The sequence below is a fragment of the Chlorobaculum sp. 24CR genome, from assembly GCF_004118635.1.
GTDB lineage: Bacteria > Bacteroidota > Chlorobiia > Chlorobiales > Chlorobiaceae > Chlorobaculum.
Window position 1 is genome coordinate 12,568 of sequence record NZ_SDGU01000056.1, and the last position, 16,051, is coordinate 28,618.

At 57.1% G+C, this 16,051-nt stretch carries 17 protein-coding genes and 1 tRNA gene; 9 read left to right on the forward strand and 9 right to left on the reverse strand.

All coding sequences use genetic code 11. The features are described from left to right. Positions 1-56: 56 nt before the first annotated feature. From menD to EST62_RS10130, 3 genes are all read right to left on the reverse strand, one after another. On the reverse strand, positions 57-1,814 hold the full coding sequence (gene menD, locus EST62_RS10120) for a 2-succinyl-5-enolpyruvyl-6-hydroxy-3-cyclohexene-1-carboxylic-acid synthase (protein ID WP_167599299.1): 1,758 nt from the start codon (positions 1,812-1,814) through the stop codon (positions 57-59). Then, positions 1,811-3,136 (reverse strand): isochorismate synthase, encoded by a 1,326-nt coding sequence (locus EST62_RS10125; protein ID WP_245153591.1) that lies wholly within the window; start codon positions 3,134-3,136, stop codon positions 1,811-1,813. Before EST62_RS10125 ends, menD begins: the two co-directional genes overlap by 4 nt. An 85-nt stretch (positions 3,137-3,221) precedes the next feature. Further along, positions 3,222-3,836 carry a tetratricopeptide repeat protein gene (locus tag EST62_RS10130; protein WP_245153593.1) on the reverse strand — a complete coding sequence of 205 codons (615 nt, stop codon included), beginning with the start codon at positions 3,834-3,836 and terminating at the stop codon, positions 3,222-3,224. A gap of 172 nt (positions 3,837-4,008) precedes the next feature. Between EST62_RS10130 and EST62_RS10135 the strand changes: the two genes are divergently transcribed. After that, the gene (locus EST62_RS10135) at positions 4,009-4,215 is read left to right on the forward strand and encodes a heavy-metal-associated domain-containing protein (RefSeq protein ID WP_129051964.1); all 207 of its coding nucleotides are present in this window, start codon (positions 4,009-4,011) and stop codon (positions 4,213-4,215) included. Between the two features lie 68 nt (positions 4,216-4,283). On the opposite strand, the gene EST62_RS10140 is transcribed toward EST62_RS10135, so the two are convergent. After that, positions 4,284-4,358, reverse strand: a tRNA-Asp gene (locus EST62_RS10140). 218 nt (positions 4,359-4,576) lie between these two features. On the opposite strand from EST62_RS10140, the gene EST62_RS10145 reads away from it, so the two are divergent. From EST62_RS10145 to kdsB, 5 genes are all read left to right on the forward strand, one after another. After that, on the forward strand, positions 4,577-5,920 hold the full coding sequence (locus EST62_RS10145; RefSeq protein WP_129051965.1) for a citrate synthase: 1,344 nt from the start codon (positions 4,577-4,579) through the stop codon (positions 5,918-5,920). A gap of 51 nt (positions 5,921-5,971) precedes the next feature. Beyond that, a complete protein-coding gene (gatC, locus tag EST62_RS10150; protein WP_129051966.1) occupies positions 5,972-6,259 on the forward strand; it encodes an Asp-tRNA(Asn)/Glu-tRNA(Gln) amidotransferase subunit GatC in 288 nt (95 codons plus the stop codon). 4 nt (positions 6,260-6,263) lie between these two features. Beyond that, positions 6,264-6,581 (forward strand): DUF167 domain-containing protein, encoded by a 318-nt coding sequence (locus EST62_RS10155; protein WP_129051967.1) that lies wholly within the window; start codon positions 6,264-6,266, stop codon positions 6,579-6,581. Further along, positions 6,578-7,027, forward strand: coding sequence for a D-aminoacyl-tRNA deacylase (gene dtd, locus EST62_RS10160; protein ID WP_129051968.1), 450 nt, complete (start codon positions 6,578-6,580; stop codon positions 7,025-7,027). Before EST62_RS10155 ends, dtd begins: the two co-directional genes overlap by 4 nt. A 220-nt stretch (positions 7,028-7,247) precedes the next feature. Continuing rightward, the gene (kdsB, locus tag EST62_RS10165; protein WP_129051969.1) at positions 7,248-7,994 is read left to right on the forward strand and encodes a 3-deoxy-manno-octulosonate cytidylyltransferase; all 747 of its coding nucleotides are present in this window, start codon (positions 7,248-7,250) and stop codon (positions 7,992-7,994) included. A 29-nt stretch (positions 7,995-8,023) separates the two neighbouring features. Here kdsB and EST62_RS10170 read toward each other — a convergent pair whose 3' ends face one another. From EST62_RS10170 to xseA, 4 genes are all read right to left on the reverse strand, one after another. Beyond that, the gene (locus EST62_RS10170) at positions 8,024-9,463 is read right to left on the reverse strand and encodes a hypothetical protein (protein ID WP_129051970.1); all 1,440 of its coding nucleotides are present in this window, start codon (positions 9,461-9,463) and stop codon (positions 8,024-8,026) included. Continuing rightward, positions 9,456-10,751: a ParA family protein gene (locus EST62_RS10175; protein ID WP_129051971.1), complete on the reverse strand. Its 1,296-nt coding sequence runs from the start codon at positions 10,749-10,751 to the stop codon at positions 9,456-9,458. The genes EST62_RS10170 and EST62_RS10175 overlap by 8 nt, the downstream gene beginning before the upstream one ends. Next, a complete protein-coding gene (locus EST62_RS10180) occupies positions 10,748-11,200 on the reverse strand; it encodes an SAM-dependent methyltransferase (RefSeq protein ID WP_129051972.1) in 453 nt (150 codons plus the stop codon). The genes EST62_RS10175 and EST62_RS10180 overlap by 4 nt, the downstream gene beginning before the upstream one ends. A 76-nt stretch (positions 11,201-11,276) precedes the next feature. Then, positions 11,277-12,485, reverse strand: a complete 1,209-nt coding sequence (gene xseA, locus EST62_RS10185; protein ID WP_129051973.1) for an exodeoxyribonuclease VII large subunit — start codon at positions 12,483-12,485, stop codon at positions 11,277-11,279. 121 nt (positions 12,486-12,606) lie between these two features. Here xseA and EST62_RS10190 point away from each other — a divergent pair, with 121 nt between their 5' ends. From EST62_RS10190 to EST62_RS10200, 3 genes are all read left to right on the forward strand, one after another. Then, complete coding sequence (locus EST62_RS10190) at positions 12,607-13,623, forward strand: SPOR domain-containing protein (RefSeq protein ID WP_167599301.1); 1,017 nt, start codon at positions 12,607-12,609, stop codon at positions 13,621-13,623. Continuing rightward, on the forward strand, positions 13,604-14,854 hold the full coding sequence (bchY, locus tag EST62_RS10195) for a chlorophyllide a reductase subunit Y (protein ID WP_167599302.1): 1,251 nt from the start codon (positions 13,604-13,606) through the stop codon (positions 14,852-14,854). The genes EST62_RS10190 and bchY overlap by 20 nt, the downstream gene beginning before the upstream one ends. Before the next feature lie 139 nt (positions 14,855-14,993). Next, positions 14,994-15,293, forward strand: coding sequence for a DUF2442 domain-containing protein (locus EST62_RS10200; RefSeq protein WP_129051974.1), 300 nt, complete (start codon positions 14,994-14,996; stop codon positions 15,291-15,293). 55 nt (positions 15,294-15,348) lie between these two features. Here EST62_RS10200 and fic read toward each other — a convergent pair whose 3' ends face one another. After that, positions 15,349-15,903 carry a protein adenylyltransferase Fic gene (fic, locus tag EST62_RS10205; protein WP_129051975.1) on the reverse strand — a complete coding sequence of 185 codons (555 nt, stop codon included), beginning with the start codon at positions 15,901-15,903 and terminating at the stop codon, positions 15,349-15,351. Between the last annotated feature and the right edge of the window lie 148 nt (positions 15,904-16,051).

The window sequence follows — 16,051 nt, forward strand, 5'->3', positions numbered from 1 at the left end:
TCGGGATGCGATTTGGCGTGCGTACAGCGCATCATCCGGTTTGCAGAAGCGTGGAATCAGGAGTTCCCGAAGCAACTGGCTGTCTCGAAAATCGTTTCGAGTTGCGCCTTGAGCGAGCGGTGCAGCTGGAGATTTTCCTGGCGGTCGCTTTTGATTTCGATGACGAGGCTCTCCTTGCGTTCGAGCGCTTCGGTGTAAAGTTTCGTGAAATCGCGGTTCGTCTGCGGGCAGGCGTAGTCGAGGCCGAAGGTGCGGGCGGCCAGTTCGACGCTGAAGTTCTGCGGCGTGGCGAAGCACTCGTCGAGCCGGTCAGTTTGCGAGGCGATCGGCAGGAATGAGAAGATGCCGCCGCCGTGGTTGTTCAGCACAATGACGATGAGCGGGTTCGCGGCGTTGCCGAGCAGCGAGAGGGCGTTCAGGTCGTGCAGCAGCGAAATGTCGCCGATGAGCAGCGTCGCCGGTTTGCCGAGGCCTGCCGAGAATCCGGCGGCGGTCGAGATGATGCCGTCGATGCCGCTGACACCGCGATTGAGCGCGCAACGCAACGGCTTGTGCGCCATCGGCGCGGCGTACAGATCCATGTCACGCGCGGGCATACTGTTCGAGACGAAGAGCGCGTGCTCGCCGCCGACAAGCGACGAAACGATGCGCGGCGCGGAGATTTCGTTCACCGGCTCGTCCGGCGAGCACGTCATCTCGTCGATCACGCGGGAGGCTGCCGAAAAAGCGTCTCTGCAATCGTGCTTCGGCAGAGGCTCCCGGCCCGCTTCGAGCGCTTCGGCGACCGAGGCGGGCGCGGCTTCGATGGTCAGGGTGACGTTGTGGTCGGGGCTGAAGCGTCCGGGGTGCTCGCGCACAACCACGTAGTGCATCGGTGGATGGTTCCGTAGCGCCGTGGCGGGCTGCTTGCCGATGAGCGGGCCGCCGAAATGGATTACCACGTCGGGCTGAAATCTCTCGGTAAAAGCATTGTTCTGGAGGGCGAGCTGCCACGGCGTGCAGTTTGCCGAGAGCCGGATGCCAGAGGTGAGATCGGCCAGGAGCGGCACGCCGAGCGAGTCGGCGAGCGCCGCCACCGCCTCGCCATCCACCGGATTGTCGAGATTCCCGGCGACCAGCAGCGGACGCTCGGCTTGCGCCAGAAGCTTCCGTAAAGTCACGATGCTTTTTGCCGCCGGTTCGTGCAGCGGCAGCGCGAACCGCGTCCACGGCTGGTCGCCGGAGGCCCGCCACGCTTCGAGCGGCGCCGACCAAGGATGGTCGAGGTCGGGCGCTTCGGGTTCGAGCGGCTCGCGGAACGGCAGGTTCAGATGCACCGGGCCAGCGGGGGAGCCGAGGCTTTTGCGGACGGCCTGATCGACCGTCGAGAGCAGCGAAGCGAGCGGCGTCGAAGTGCCGGGTTCGGGAAGTTCGAGGTTCCAGCGCGTGTAGTTGCCGAAAATATCCTGCTGGCGGATGGTCTGGTTCGCGCCGGCTTCGAGCAGCTCGAAGGGGCGGTCAGCCGAAAGCACGAGCATCGGCTGCGAGTCCGCCGAGGCTTCGACGACGGCGGGGAAGTAGTTGGCCACGGCGGTGCCGGAGGTGCAGACGAGTACGGCGGGCTTGCCAGTCGCCCTGGCGTAGCCGAGTGCGTAAAATGCCGCCGAGCGCTCGTCGGGGAACATCCGGAACTTCGCCTTTGGATTCGAGGCTACGGCGAGGGTCAGCGGCGTCGAACGCGAGCCGGGGGAGATACAGAAAAATCCGGCCTCCTGCCGGATCAGTTCTTCGACGATGACTGCGCACCAGAGGGTCGTAATCTGCTTATGATTCATGTGGTCTGCTGCATTATGGCCAGAATGTCGCCGATCTTCTGATCGACCTCCTCCCACTCCGATTCGGGGTCGGAACCCTTGACCAGACCCGCGCCGGAGTAGAGATAGACGCGGTCGTCATTGACGAGCGCCGAGCGGATGCCGACGGCGAACTCCGCAGCGTCCTGACTGAGCCACCCTACCGGCGCGGCGTACCAGCCGCGACAGAACGGTTCAGCCGACAGAATCAGCGTCATCGCCTCCTCGCGCGGAACGCCGCCGACCGCCGGGGTCGGATGGAGCTGGCGCAGCACCGTGCTGTCGTTGCGGAACTCCGGCTTCAGTCGCGCCCGGCAGCGTGCGTAGAGGTGGGCGAGCCGGTTGAGCTGAAGTACGCCGACCTTCTCCTGCATGTCTATATCGCTGCACACCGGTTGCAGTTCGCGGTAAATCGTGTCCTTCACGAAGCGGTGCTCCCGAACATCCTTTTCGGAAGCGAGCAGCAGCTCGGAAGCGGCGCTGTCGTCCGCCTTGAGCACCTCTTTGGTGATGGTGCCCGCGAGCGCCTCGGTTTCGAGCATGTCGCCGTCGCGGCGGTAGAGCCGTTCGGGCGTGAAGCTGATGAAAGCGTGGCCCTCGACCGGCTCGAAGTAAAAGCGGTAGGTCGAGTTGTCGGGGAACGGGTAGTCGAGCAAAAAGCGGATGGCTGGCACCTTGCCTGCAAAGGAGAGTTCAGTCTGCCGGGCGAGGATCACCTTGTCGAGTTTCCCCTCATCGAAATTTCTCAGAATGGTTTCGCAGCTCTCGACCCAATGCGGTTTGTCGGGGCAGTAGCAGACCTGCGTCATTTCGGGAATTGCGGCAGCCGCCGGCGGCTCTCCGGCTGATACTTTTGACAGGGCAAGCAAGAGATTTTCGAGTGCTTGCTGCCGGTTGTCGCCGGGCTTCAGCCACAGCGAGCAGGCCATAGCCGTTTGGCCGTCGCGCTGTTCGATGCTGACAAGCGGCAGGATGAACAGGCCAGGGCTGAAGGCGCTCCAGAGCTTGTTCTGCTTCTGGAGATTGTTGAAGCAGAAGCCGCCGAAGTACCTCGCGTGCGGGTTTTTCTGCTTCATCGCCTCGTCGAGCACGAGGAAGCTCCGGTCGTTGGGGCCGGTTTCGGAAATCTCGATGCGATCGGCTTCTCCGATGCCGGCAATCCACTCGCTTTTTTCGCGGTTCATCCAGAACAGCTTCGGGAAAAGCCTCTGTGCCGAGAGCCAGCGCGTGGCGTCAATCTCGTCGAGCGGCGCGCTGAAACGCTCAAGCACCGGTCGTCCGTTCCCGGCAGACGGTTGCTGCATCGCAGTCTTCACCGATTCTTCAAGGAGTTGAAGCGCCTTTTGCATCATAAGGATACTGTCGTCCGCCGGCATGGGATTACGAGATTCATTTTCCGGCCTTGTCAGGCACATCGTTCTGCAGGTGCCGTTCAAGGGAGACGGCAAGATAATTGTTTTTCGTCTGAAGCCATTTATGGATTTTACGGGCTTCGTCGATTTTTCCCATTTTGATGTAGCAGACAGCCATCGAGTAGCGAGCTTCGGGGAAGGAGTAGCTGTTGTCGATCGCTGTCTGGTACGATGCTATCGCGTCGCCATAGCGACTGAGCTGGAAGTAAACGTTGCCGAGGTCGAACTGGCGGAGGGAGTCGTCGGGCGCGATGGCGACCCGTTTCTGCATCCAGGGCAAGGCCGAGGTGAACTCCTTCTTGTCGAAAAAGGCCGCGCCAAGCGCCGAGTAGGCCTCGTCGAGACCGGGTTCAATGTCGATGGCCCGGCGGTAGGCCTGGATGGCGTCGTCGTAACGCTCCTGGCGGGCGTACTCTTTGCCGAGGTTCAGGTAGCCTCGCGCATCTTCCGGATTTTTCCAGACCGTTTGCTGCAACTCCTTGATGCGGGCCTCCTTGTTGTTGCAGGCGGAGAGTCCGGCAAGGCAAAGCAGAATGATAAACGGGCGGCAGAGGACCGCAAGGCGGCGGTATGGTTTTGGGCTTTGTGTCATAAGCCTCAATATAGCGACTGGTTTATGTTTCTGCTAACTCCCGCGTTCCATTGCTGTTTTCGCCAAAGAGACCGAGTGTGCCGGGGCGCGGTGTTGCCGGTGGCCGGATTTTTGCACACTTTCCGGAAAACGGGTTACGTGGGTTACGTTTCAATTAATAAACAATAGAGAGATGAAAACGGAAATACGTGTTAGCGGAATGCGCTGTTCAAGCTGCGAAATGCTGGTCAGCGAAGCGCTCGAAGAGCTGGAGGGGGTGCAAAAAGCCAGCGCCTCCCATCAGAAGGGCATTGTGGAGGTCGAGTACGATGAGTCGAAGGTCGATCTCGAATCGATGAAAACGGTCATCGGAAAGCAGGGGTTTACGGTCAGCGGATGATGGAAAGAGAAGGTCTGGACATAAAAAAAGCCTCCGGTTTTCCGGAGGCTTTTCGGGGGGAAACGGTGCGGAGCTGACGGGGCTCGAACCCGCGACCTCCTGCGTGACAGGCAGGCGCTCTAACCAGACTGAGCTACAGCTCCGTTCCTGATTGGTGGACAAATGTAGAAAACCGGATCGTTGTTTCCAAACAAAATTTTCTTTTTCGACACGAACGCCTCTCCGCTTCCGGCAGGCGGCGGGAAGCGTTTGACGGGAATACGGATAATGCCGGGAGTTTCGTAAATTCAAAGCCGTAGTGACGGTGAGCTTCGCTTCCGGCGATGCCCTTGTTTCTGTAACCGCAAAATGCCACACGCTCATGAGTGATTCAGACCATCGCAATTCGCTCACGATTACCGACAATCGCACCGGAAAATCGTACGAGTTTCCCATTGAGAACGGCACTATCCGCAGCATGGATCTGCGCAAGATCAAGACCTCGGATGATGATTTCGGGCTTCTCGGCTATGACCCGGCGTTTCTGAACACCTGCTCCTGCAAGAGCACGATTACCTTTATCGACGGCGAAAAGGGCATTCTGCGCTACCGGGGCTATCCCATCGAGCAGCTTGCCGAAAAAAGCTCGTTCCTCGAAACGGCCTACCTGCTCATCAAGGGCGAACTGCCCGACAAGGAGCGGCTGGCGGTCTGGACTTACAACATCCGCCACCACACCATGACTCACGCCAACCTGACCAAGTTCATGGACGGCTTCCGCTACGACGCCCATCCGATGGGCATCCTCGTGGGCACGGTGGGCGCGCTTTCGACCTTCTATCCCGACGCCAAGCGAGTCAGCGAGGAGGAGTCCCGCAAGCTTCAGGTGCGGCGACTGATTGGCAAGATTCCGACGCTGGCGGCGATGACTTTTCGCCACAGCCTCGGTTTTCCGTACGTGCTGCCCGACAACGACCTGAGTTACGCAGGCAACTTTCTCTCCATGATGTTCCGCATGACCGAGCACAAGTACGAACCCAATCCGGTGCTGGAGAGGGCGCTCGACGTGCTCTTCATCCTGCACGCCGACCACGAGCAGAACTGCTCGACCAACGCCGTGCGCTCGGTCAGCAGCTCGATGGTCGATCCCTACTCGGCCATCGCCGCCGGGTGCGCTGCGCTGTACGGCCCGCTGCACGGGGGCGCCAACGAAGCGGTGATCCGGATGCTCGAAAAGATCGGCTCGGTCGAGAAGGTTCCGGAGTTCATCAAATCGGTCAAGTCGGGCGAGGGACGGCTCATGGGCTTTGGCCACCGTGTTTATAAAAATTACGATCCCCGCGCGAGGATTATCAAGAAGATCGCCTTCGACGTGTTCGCGGAGACCGGGCGGAACCCGCTGCTCGACATCGCCATCGAGCTGGAACGGATCGCGCTCGAGGACGATTACTTCGTCGAGCGCAAGCTCTACCCGAACGTCGATTTCTACTCAGGCCTGATCTACCAGGCGATGGGCTTTCCGACCGACATGTTCCCGGTGCTCTTCGCTATCGGGCGCACGCCGGGGTGGCTCGCGCAGTGGATCGAGCATGTCAAGGACCCGGAGCAGAAGATCGCCCGCCCGCGCCAGATTTATCTCGGCGCGCCCAGCCGCGATTACGTGCCGCTCGATGAGCGCCCCAGCAAGGGCGACGACGAAGAGAAGTTCGGCATCTGCCGACTCTGATTCCTGCGTGCCGAATATTGGTTATTTGCTTTAATTTATTTGATTTACACTATGTCTGTCACTACAAGGGATGTTGCCTATATCGCCGAACTCGCTCGTCTGAGGTTCACCGAGCCTGAGCAGGAGCGGATGACCGACGAGCTGAACACGATTCTGCACTACATCGAAAAGCTCAACGAGGTCGATACCGAAGGGGTCGAGCCGCTCAACACGATTCACGACCAGATCAACGTGCTCCGCCAGGACGTCGAGCACACGCCGCTCTCCAACGAGGAGGCGCTGAGAAACGCTCCCGACCGGCAGGATCGCTTCTTCAAGGTGCCGAAGGTGATCGGCTGAGCCGATGCCGTTCATCAGCCAGAAGGGCGATGATGCCTGCCTCTCGGTGAGGGTGCAGCCCCGTTCTTCGAAAACAGGCATTGCAGGCCGGTACGGAGATCAGGTCAAAATCTGCCTCAAGTCCGCTCCGGTGGACAATGCCGCCAACAAGGAGTGCTGCCAACTACTGGCCAAAACGCTCGGAGTGCCACGTTCCAGCGTGTCGGTTATGAACGGCCAGACCTCGCGCAGCAAGGTGCTGAAGGTGGAGGGCATGACGCCCTCCGAGCTTCGCAAAGCGCTTGCTTCTGTGCTCGGTGACGAACCGGAGGAGGGTGCATGAGGTGTGTTGTGCAGCGAGTGCGCGAGGCGAGCGTCACCATCGGCGGCAAACGCTTCAGCTCCATCGGCAGCGGCCTCATGGTACTTGCCGGTATCTCGCGCGAGGACACGCCGCAAGATCTTGCCTGGATGAGCCGCAAGCTTTCCAACCTGCGCATTTTCGAAGATGACGAGGGGCGCATGAACCGCTCGGTCAAGGAGTGCGGCGGCGAGCTGCTTGTCGTCTCGCAATTCACGCTCTACGCCGATGCCAGCCGCGGCAACCGTCCCGGCTTTTCCGAATCCGCGCCGTCCGGAGTCGCCCAGCCGCTCTTCGAATGCTTCGTCGAACTGCTCCGCCGCGAGTCCGGAGTGACGGTCGAAACCGGAAGCTTCGGCGCGGACATGCAGGTCTCGCTCATCAACGACGGCCCGGTCACCATCATCCTCGAATCACCGAAAAAGTAGGGAAAGGCTGCTGATACAGGTTGTGATCGGTTCAGGGGAAACGGGTTTTGGATTCAGAAGAGTTTTACCCTTCTGACTTTCATGATTCTGCCATTCAAATTGCCCCGGCTTTCAAGCCGGGGTTTATGGATAACGCAAAATAAATCAGGGCTTTAGCCCAATTTCTTCTTTCGGTGACTTTTATGAGTTATTGTCGCCGGAGTAATCATAGAACTTTTCCATGAACGTCGTCATCGTCATTCCCGCCCGCCTCAGCTCCAGCCGCCTGAAAGAGAAGATGCTCGCCGATCTCGAAGGCGAGCCGCTCATCGTGCGCACCTGGCAGCAGGCGACCAAGTCGCGCCTCGCGAGCCGCGTGGTGGTGGCGACCGACAACGAGCGCATCTTCGCGGTGCTCCGCGAGGCCGGGGCCGAGGTGGTGATGACCTCGCCCGACCTGACCTGCGGCACCGACCGCATCGCCGAGGCCGCCGAACAGGTTGGCGGCGACGTCTTCGTCAACCTCCAGGGCGACGAACCGCTGATCGACCCGGCGACCATCGACCTCGCCATTGCGCCATTCTTTGAGGATGGCCCGCCACCCGACTGCACCACGCTCGTCTTTGCGCTGAAGCCGGACGAACGGCACATCATCGACGACCCGCACGTGGTCAAAGCGGTGCTCGACACTCGCGGCAACGCGCTCTACTTCTCGCGCTGCCCGATTCCCTATCGCCGCGAAACCATCGAAGCCACGAAATACTACCGCCACATCGGCCTCTACGCCTTCCGCGCCGACGTGCTCAAAGCGTTCGTCGCGCTCCCCCCCTCGATGCTCGAACGCACAGAATCCCTCGAACAACTCCGCCTCCTCGAAAACGGCTACCGAATCCGCTGCATCGAAACGACAACCGACACGCCGGGCGTGAACACCGAAGAGGAGCTGGAGGCGGTGAGGCGGCTGTTCAGGGCGCGGTTTGGGGGGTGAGAGTGGTGGATCGGTTTGTTGGCGCTGTGCTATCCTCGCTTTACAGGCCTGACGCCACCTTTGCGGCCCAAGCCAAATCCGACACGATAAAGGTCTGGCATGTTAAATCGGCCGTCGTTCATCCGTTCAAAAATACCTATACGTTCAAGGTCTTTGATAATCCAATCCCAACCGCTTTCCAGGTGTTGAGGAGGTAAGCGGTCTCCAACAAGTGACTTGGGTCCGTTCGGATATTCCTGTACCCAGCGTTCTTCAATCTTTGCATACTCTGAAGGCACCTGCATTCCGATCAATTTTTCGCATAACTCTCTGACCCAAGGATAATCTTCAGCGACCTCTGTGATTCGAATTTGTGAAGCATCCTGTACGCCTCGTTTGATGCTTTCATAGTGCAGCGCATACGAGTGATCGGCATAACGTACATCAGAATCTTCAGCCGCAACACGAATCGCTTTCAGAAAAGAACGCGGAGAAGTACGGCCCTTGGCGTCAGCAAGATGACTGACCGTCCAGACATATGGCACACCGCGCCGTCTGTCCTTGCCCATCCATGGCCCAGCAAGTTCAGCGAACAATTTGCGCTGCTTCTCACCTTCCTGTTTTGCTTCACGTTCAAGCAGCCACGATTCACCATGAATTTCCGGATTTTTACCAATAATTTTATGATAGATATTCCGTAGAATGACGCCATGTTCATCCGGTGCATTGCACAACCATTGCCAGAGCAAACCATGCAAGTCGTGAGGTTGCCAGGTAAGATCGGTTTTGGTAGCCAGAATTTTCGATGCATCTGGAAAATCGGTAACGGTTCTCTGAAACTGGTCTTCACGCAGAAACACTTTGGCATGAAGGCGCCGATAAGATTTTAGCCACAAGACCACTCTCAGGAGATCACGGACGATCAAGTCCATGGTTTCCCAGTTGTTGCTCGTGTAATCCAGCGCATCGAAAATGATAAGTCCCTTTTGGCCTTGAGATTGAAGTGACTGATCGGCCTGTTCCATGAGTCTTGCCAGCTCCTCAGGGTTGGCTCTTACCCAGGCTACTGTATTGCTCCAATTCTCCTGAGTATTGGGGGTTTCGATGAGATCAGCAACCCATTTCAGTACTACAGCTCGCCAAATTTCATAGGGTGTATAACCATCGCCGAGAAGTTTTGAAATAACATCCTTTTCAGGATAGTGTTCAATCATCGGCTTGACTGAAAAACCTATTCCTACCTTAACATTGTCCAGTTCTCGAACAGAGTCACGCAGCATGTTCCGTATGTCTGGTGATTTCAGTGCTGCGGTCCAAAATGTCTTGCCAACGCCTCTTGAACCGACAACAAGGTTTGTGGAAAGTTCCAGTGCTTTTACATGTGCCCGAGGCAGATATACATAGCGTTGATCGGGAACTTCACCGTAGTTCGATGTTTCCCTTGGAAGGGTATTGATTATTGCCGCCCTAATTCTTGAAACTTCAGACATGCGAGGCTCCTTCGTTTTCTATCATTGTCTTCAAGCCTTTAAGTAAAGAGCCAAACAATGCATTTACTTCATTCTTATCGATACCTTTTAAACGCGAATGCATGGACTCCAGCGCCTGAAAACCTCTGTTCCAGCGAATATACCACGGATAATGAGGAGCCGTGTCGTCAAACTGGTCAAAGTTGAAATACTCATCAGACGTTTGTCCGGGAGGTATCTCATCGTAAAGGTCGTCAGTAAAAACGCTCCATGAGTGTTCAAGCAATCTTATTTCGTAACTAGGACGATTTTCATCATCAGGAATCATCGATCCAACGATTTGCAGCCGATTGCGAATTTCTTTCACAGCTCCGGTTTTATGCCAGTGTCTGAACAATATCCGGTAGCCTGACCACGTCTGATTTCCATCGATTGAGAACAACATTATACCTTTTGCGCCCAGAGAGGTAATACAGGCTGACGCGACCTCATCGATACCGGCGCGGGAATCGATCAGAATCACATCTGGCTTCCAGCGTTTTTCCAGTTCATTGAGCAGTCTGTTCAGACGCACAGGCCATGATTCTCGTGACCCCTCTGCACTGATTTTCGGCATCCAGACCCGTCCAAGCTTTGCGATGTACTCGCCAGGCTCTTTTCCATGCGCAGGGACAACCAGAATTTCGCCGTTGTGAGAGAGATCACTTGTTCCGATCATGTTTTCAAAAACCTCGTCGGTATTGTCCACCAGGTCTTCGACAAGCCAATCCGTAACGCCATAGGCAGGCCGTTTCTCCTCAGGCAAAAGTGAACTTGAAAGTCCGGGAGATTCAAGATCGAGATCAAGCACCATCACTCGTTTTCCTTCCTCGGCAAAAGACCAGGCGGAGACAGCCATCGCCGTAGAACGGCCTACGCCACCCTTGATCGAAAAAAAGACGATTCTTGGTGCTCCGGTTGATTCTTTTGTAATAGTTGTCCAGTCCGATTCGGTTGCCAGACGATCGACCACCGTAACCTGATCGAAACCTTCAAGCTGAAACAGCACGGCATTCTGCGTCACCTCATCAAGAAACGGCTCGAACAGTACCATGCGGTCGGCAGGAAAAGAGTGTGGTGCCAGTTTATCGGCCAGAATCTGAACAATCGTGTTCACCGCAGGATTATCCTGTATTTTCTCTTCGAGTATCAGACGTACCCGGCCATTCAGATCGCGATTGATGACTACCGATCCCAGTTTTGCGAGTTCAGTGCCGTGTACCTGAAATATCTCGCTGATCGTTGACAGTATGGTATCGAATGTGGTCATGGTATAAGTCCGTCTATTTCAGCCTTTTTGATGAGGTTCTGCACTTCGAGAGCACCTTCGCGATGCGACTGGACTCTTGCACTATCAAAATTGGAGCGACTCGCGTAACGCTGTTCCGCCTTCCATTCAGGAAAAGGCAGGTTAAAAGGGTCATCAGCAGGAAGAGCATAATCGATTGCATGTTGTCCTGAGAGATATGTTTGATAGCGTGTCCATATCTGGTCAACATGCTTGGTTTCCCACTGTATAGGGCTTGTAGCTGTAGCAGGCTTGTATGGTTTGCCTGTGGCGGCATCAATCATCATACCGAATACCATCATCAATCGCTTCAATCCGCACTCTGCTGCCATTCCATACAGATGATCGGCATTGGGTAAGCGACTGTTATTGAACAGTATCTCTGCATCCTCCCAATGGCGATGGTGTGCGTCAAGAAAATCTGGGTTCATGGGATATCAAGATGATCGATGTTCAGCAATAACATGACGTTACCTATTTTCATCTTGTTTGACAAACGCATTGTTTTCAGTAGGCACTACCCCCCTCAACCCTCGCCTCCCGGCGCCCGTCGTGGAACGTCACGCCGATCTTCGCTCCGGCTTCCAGCCCTGCGGCGGACGTAACGTAGCGGTCGTCCTGCGTTACCAGCGCGAAGCCGCGTTTCAGCACTCGCTGCGTGTCGAGCATCGCGAGGCGGTCGGCGGCGGCGCGGAGTTGCTGTTCGCGGTCGCGGAGCTTGTCCGAGATGGCTCGCTTCAGCTCCTTTTCCGTCTGCGCCAGCCGCTCTTCGACCTGGGCGAGCAGTTGCACCGGGCGGTTGAAGGCGTAGCTGTTCACAATGGAGTCCACCTGGAGTCGAGCGCCGGAGATTTTTCCCTCCATCAGCATCGATTGCCGCTGGCGCAGTCCATCGATCAGCCTCAGCAGCTCCTCGCGGTCGGGGACGGCGCGTTCGGCGGCGATTGACGGCGTGCCTGCTCGGAGGTCGGCCACCATGTCGGCGACGGAGAGGTCGGTTTCGTGGCCGATGGCGCTGATGACCGGAATCGCCGAGCGGTAGATCGCTTCGGCCACCGCTTCGCTGTTGAAGGCTTGCAGGTCTTCCGATGAGCCGCCGCCTCGCGCCACGATGAGCACGTCGGCGCGGTGCTCCGGCGTCGGCGGATCGTTGAAGTAGCGGAGCGCGCGCACGATCGATTCGACGGCCCGCTCGCCCTGCACCTGCACCGGGTAGAGCAAGAGTTCCGCCGCCGGGAAGCGCCGTGCGAACACGTCACTCATGTCGCGGATCACCGCGCCGGTCGAGGAGGTAATCATGCCGATGCGGCGCGGAATGCGCGGGATCGGCTTTTTGCGTTCGGCGTCGAACCAGCCCGCCTTGGCGAGTTTGGCGATGAGCTGTTCGAGTGCGATTCGCTGTTCGCCTTCGCCGCTTTCGAAGAGCGCCGTGCAGATGAGCTGGTAGCGCCCGGCGGGCGGCCAGACCTCCAGCCGCCCCTCGGCGACCACTTCGAGGCCGTCGCGCAGCTCCAGCGGAGAGCGGGCGCGAACGCTTTTCCAGATCACCGCCGGAATCTGCGCCTCGCTGTCCTTGAGCGTCAGATAGACGTGGCCGGAGCTATGCTGCTTGACGTTCGACAGCTCGCCCTTCACCCGCACGTAGGGGAAAAGGCTCTCCAGCTCGCTTTTGATGGCGCGGGTCAGCTCGCCAACGCTTTGCGCGGTCTCGGTCATGCGGTTACGGTTTTTCGGGAACTTACGCTTTTTCAGGCGCTTTCCCTCGTCTGGCGGAGGGCGGGCTTTGGCGGGGATGTGTTATATTCTCTGGACTTTTCACTCTTTTCCGGAGAACTGAATGGCCGTAGAGACCGCACCAGACATCCTCGCCACGCTTCTCGGCACCGCGCCGGACGAGGCCCGGCGACTGCTCGACCGGTTCGCGGGCGGCCTGACCGCCGAGCTGCTCGACCGCAAGCGGTTTGCCATCGACGGTCTGGGCGGTTTTTCGGTCGTGCACGAGCAGTCGGTGCGCAAGACGGATTCGGGCGGCACGCGCTACCAGCCGCCGAGGAACCGGGTGGAGTTCGCGTCACGCCCGAAGGGAAGCGGCGAAACGGCAACCATCGCGGCAGCGCGGCTCGACATGGCGCCCGACCAGGCGCAGCGTTTCGCCCAGGCGCTCTCCGGCATGGTCGCGCAGCTTCTCGGCAGCGCGAGCGGGTTCGAGTTGCGCGGATTCGGATCGTTTGCCGTGGAGTCGGGGAAATTTCGCTTCCAGCCGGACGGATCGCTTGAAGCGCTGCTCAACATCGGCTACGGTGAACTGAAGGAGATCGTGATGCCGGAGCAGGCGGCGGTCGAGTCCGGGCGTTCGTCTCCGGAGCGCCGGGGGATGATGAAGCCGGTGGCGCTCTTCGTCGCGCTGTCGCTCTTCGTCGGGGGCTGGTTTCTGTACCGGCAGTTCGCGCCACCCGTATCCGATACGCAACCCGCTGTTGTTTCTGCTGATACGGGTGTTCCAGCGCCAGTTGTGGCAAGCGTTGCGCTCGCGGAAGAGGCACCGGAACCAGAGGTCGCAGTGGCCGATTCGCCCATGCTCGGCAAGGGACGCTTTACAGTAGTCGTTGCGACCTTCTCGTCAAAAAAGAGCGCGAAACTTGAGTGGCAGCGTCTTTCAGCACTTGGACACCGGGTCAGGTTCTGGCCGGTTTTTTCCGGCAGAGACCGCTATTACCGGCTCGTCATCGGTGATTTCGAGACGCGGGATGCCGCGCTCGACAGCATGAAGTCGATGCCAAAAGGCCTGCCGACTCACAGCTATATTCAGCAAGCACCAAAAAATGTCGTGTTGTATGGAGAACAAGGCTTGTAACAAACTGCATCCGCAATCGATGTGCCCCGCGTTCGGCGGGTTGCGCGTCCTCATGCGCATCGATGGCGCGCAGGTCTGCATGGTTGCCGACCAGGGTTGCCTGTACGGACTGACCTTCGTGTCGCACTTTTACGCCGCGCGGCGCTCGATTGTGTCGCCGGAGCTGATGAACGTGCAGATTTCGGGCGGCACGATGATCGACGACGTCCGTCGCACCATCGAGAAGATTGCCGAAGACCCGGCGGTGCGCTTCATTCCGGTGGTGAGCACCTGCGTCGCGGAGACGGCGGGCATCGCCGAGGAGCTGCTTCCGAAACGTGTCGGCAACGCCGAGGTGCTGCTGGTGCGGCTTCCGGCGTTCCAGATCCGGACGCACCCGGAGGCCAAGGACGTGGCGGTTTCGTCGCTCGTCAAGCGGTTCGGCGCGTTCGGCGAGCCGAAAAAGGGCAAGACGCTCGTGGTGCTGGGGGAAATCTTTCCGGTCGATGCGATGATGATTGGCGGTGTTCTGCAGAAGATCGGCGTCGTGTCGGTCATAACGCTGCCCGGCGCTGACCTCGACGACTACGTGCAGGCGGGACGCGCGTCGGCCTGCGCGGTGCTGCATCCGTTTTACGAGCGCACGGCAGCGCTCTTCGAGTCGGCGGGGGTGAAGATCGTGGGCGGCAACCCCATCGGCGCGAACGCCACCGGCCAGTGGATCGAGCGAATCGGCGAGGCGCTCGACCTCGACCCGGAGACCGTCAAACAGGTGGCCGAGGAGGAGCGGCAGAAAGCCAAGGGGGTGATGGCCGGGTTCGCGCAAAAGCTGCACGGTTCGGTGATTGTCGCGGGCTACGAGGGCAACGAGCTGCCGCTGGTGCGTCTGTTGCTCGAAGCGGGCCTCGACGTGCCGTACGCCTCGACCTCCATCGCCCGCACGCCGCTCGGCGAGGAGGATCATCGCCTGCTCGCGATGCTCGGCACCGAGGTGCGCTACCGGAAATATCTCGAAGAGGATATGCAGGCCGTGCTGGAGCACAAGCCTGATCTGGTGATCGGCACCACCTCGCTCGACAGCTTTGCCAAAGAGCACGGTATTCCGGCGATCTACTACACCAACAACATCTCCGCGCGCCCGATCTTTTTCGCCTCCGGCGCGGCTTCGGTACTTGGCATGATTGCCGGACTGATCGAAAAGCGCGAAATTTACGGGAGGATGAAGGAGTATTTCATGCCGACGGCGGAGTGAAGGGATGGCCTGGGAGCGCGGAGCCCCAGCTCCGCAATTCCGGCTTTTGAAACAGCACTGACAATGTCATCGCGAGTGCCGACAAGTCGGGACGTGGCGAACCATCTTTAACTGTCATCACCCAATACAATAACGCACGATGAAACATGAATTTGTAAAGATCATTGGGGTGGATGTACTCGACAATTATTATTTGCGCGTACATTTCGATAATGGCACGGCAAAGGAAATCGATCTGGAATCCGTTTTGTATGGTGAACTTTATGAACCGCTTCGCGATCCTGATTTTTTCAGACAGGTGATGGTTGACGATGAAGTGGGGACAATCGTATGGCCAAATGGAGCAGACTTTGACCCTGATTTGCTCTACGCATGGGATGAACATGTCAAGGCTTTTGCATCACAGATGCGCAAAGTCGAACATTCTTGTAATCAATAACGAAATACCCGTCTATTTGCCTCGATTACTAATATCTTAAAATTTCTCCTAACGTTTATTCGTCGTCTTCTTTTTTATACCCTTCATAATAATAGGATTGTTCGATTCCTTTGAAGATGATTTCCCGGTTATCGATTTCATCTGTCAGATTTGCGTGAAGCAATGTTCTGATTTCCAAGTCATTGACGGGGCTTCTTTCCATTGCCTGCAAGTACAGGTCTTTATCGATAAATTGCCAGTTTATTACTTTTTTTAGTCTGGCTTTTAAAATCATATCCAGCCAGATGCGCATCGTCCTGCCGTTTCCTTCCATGAATGGATGGGCGATATTCATTTCTACATATTTGGCAATGATGTCTTCAAATGAGTTTTCTGGCATTTGTTCGATTTTTACAAGAATCTCTTTCAGATACAATGAATTTGCGAATCTGAAGCTGCCTTTTGATATGTTTTTGGTGCGTATTTCTCCAGCAAAATCAAATAGTTTATAAAATAGATAAGAGTGGATTTGTTGTAGTCCTTTTGTTGTCCCAATTTCAATTTTTGTAATATCGCCTGATTCGAATAAGCGATAAGCGTTTTCTATGCTTTGTTTGTCGATATTTCTCATGGTACGAAAAAAGGATTTTAGATTACATGACTCTTTTTCTTCTATCGGAATAAATTCTTTTTATACTTTTATTTTTGCGGTCTTATACGCTTGCGGGTAACGGATTGCAGCTTCATAAATGTAGCGATTTAGAAGCTTCATTGTCAAC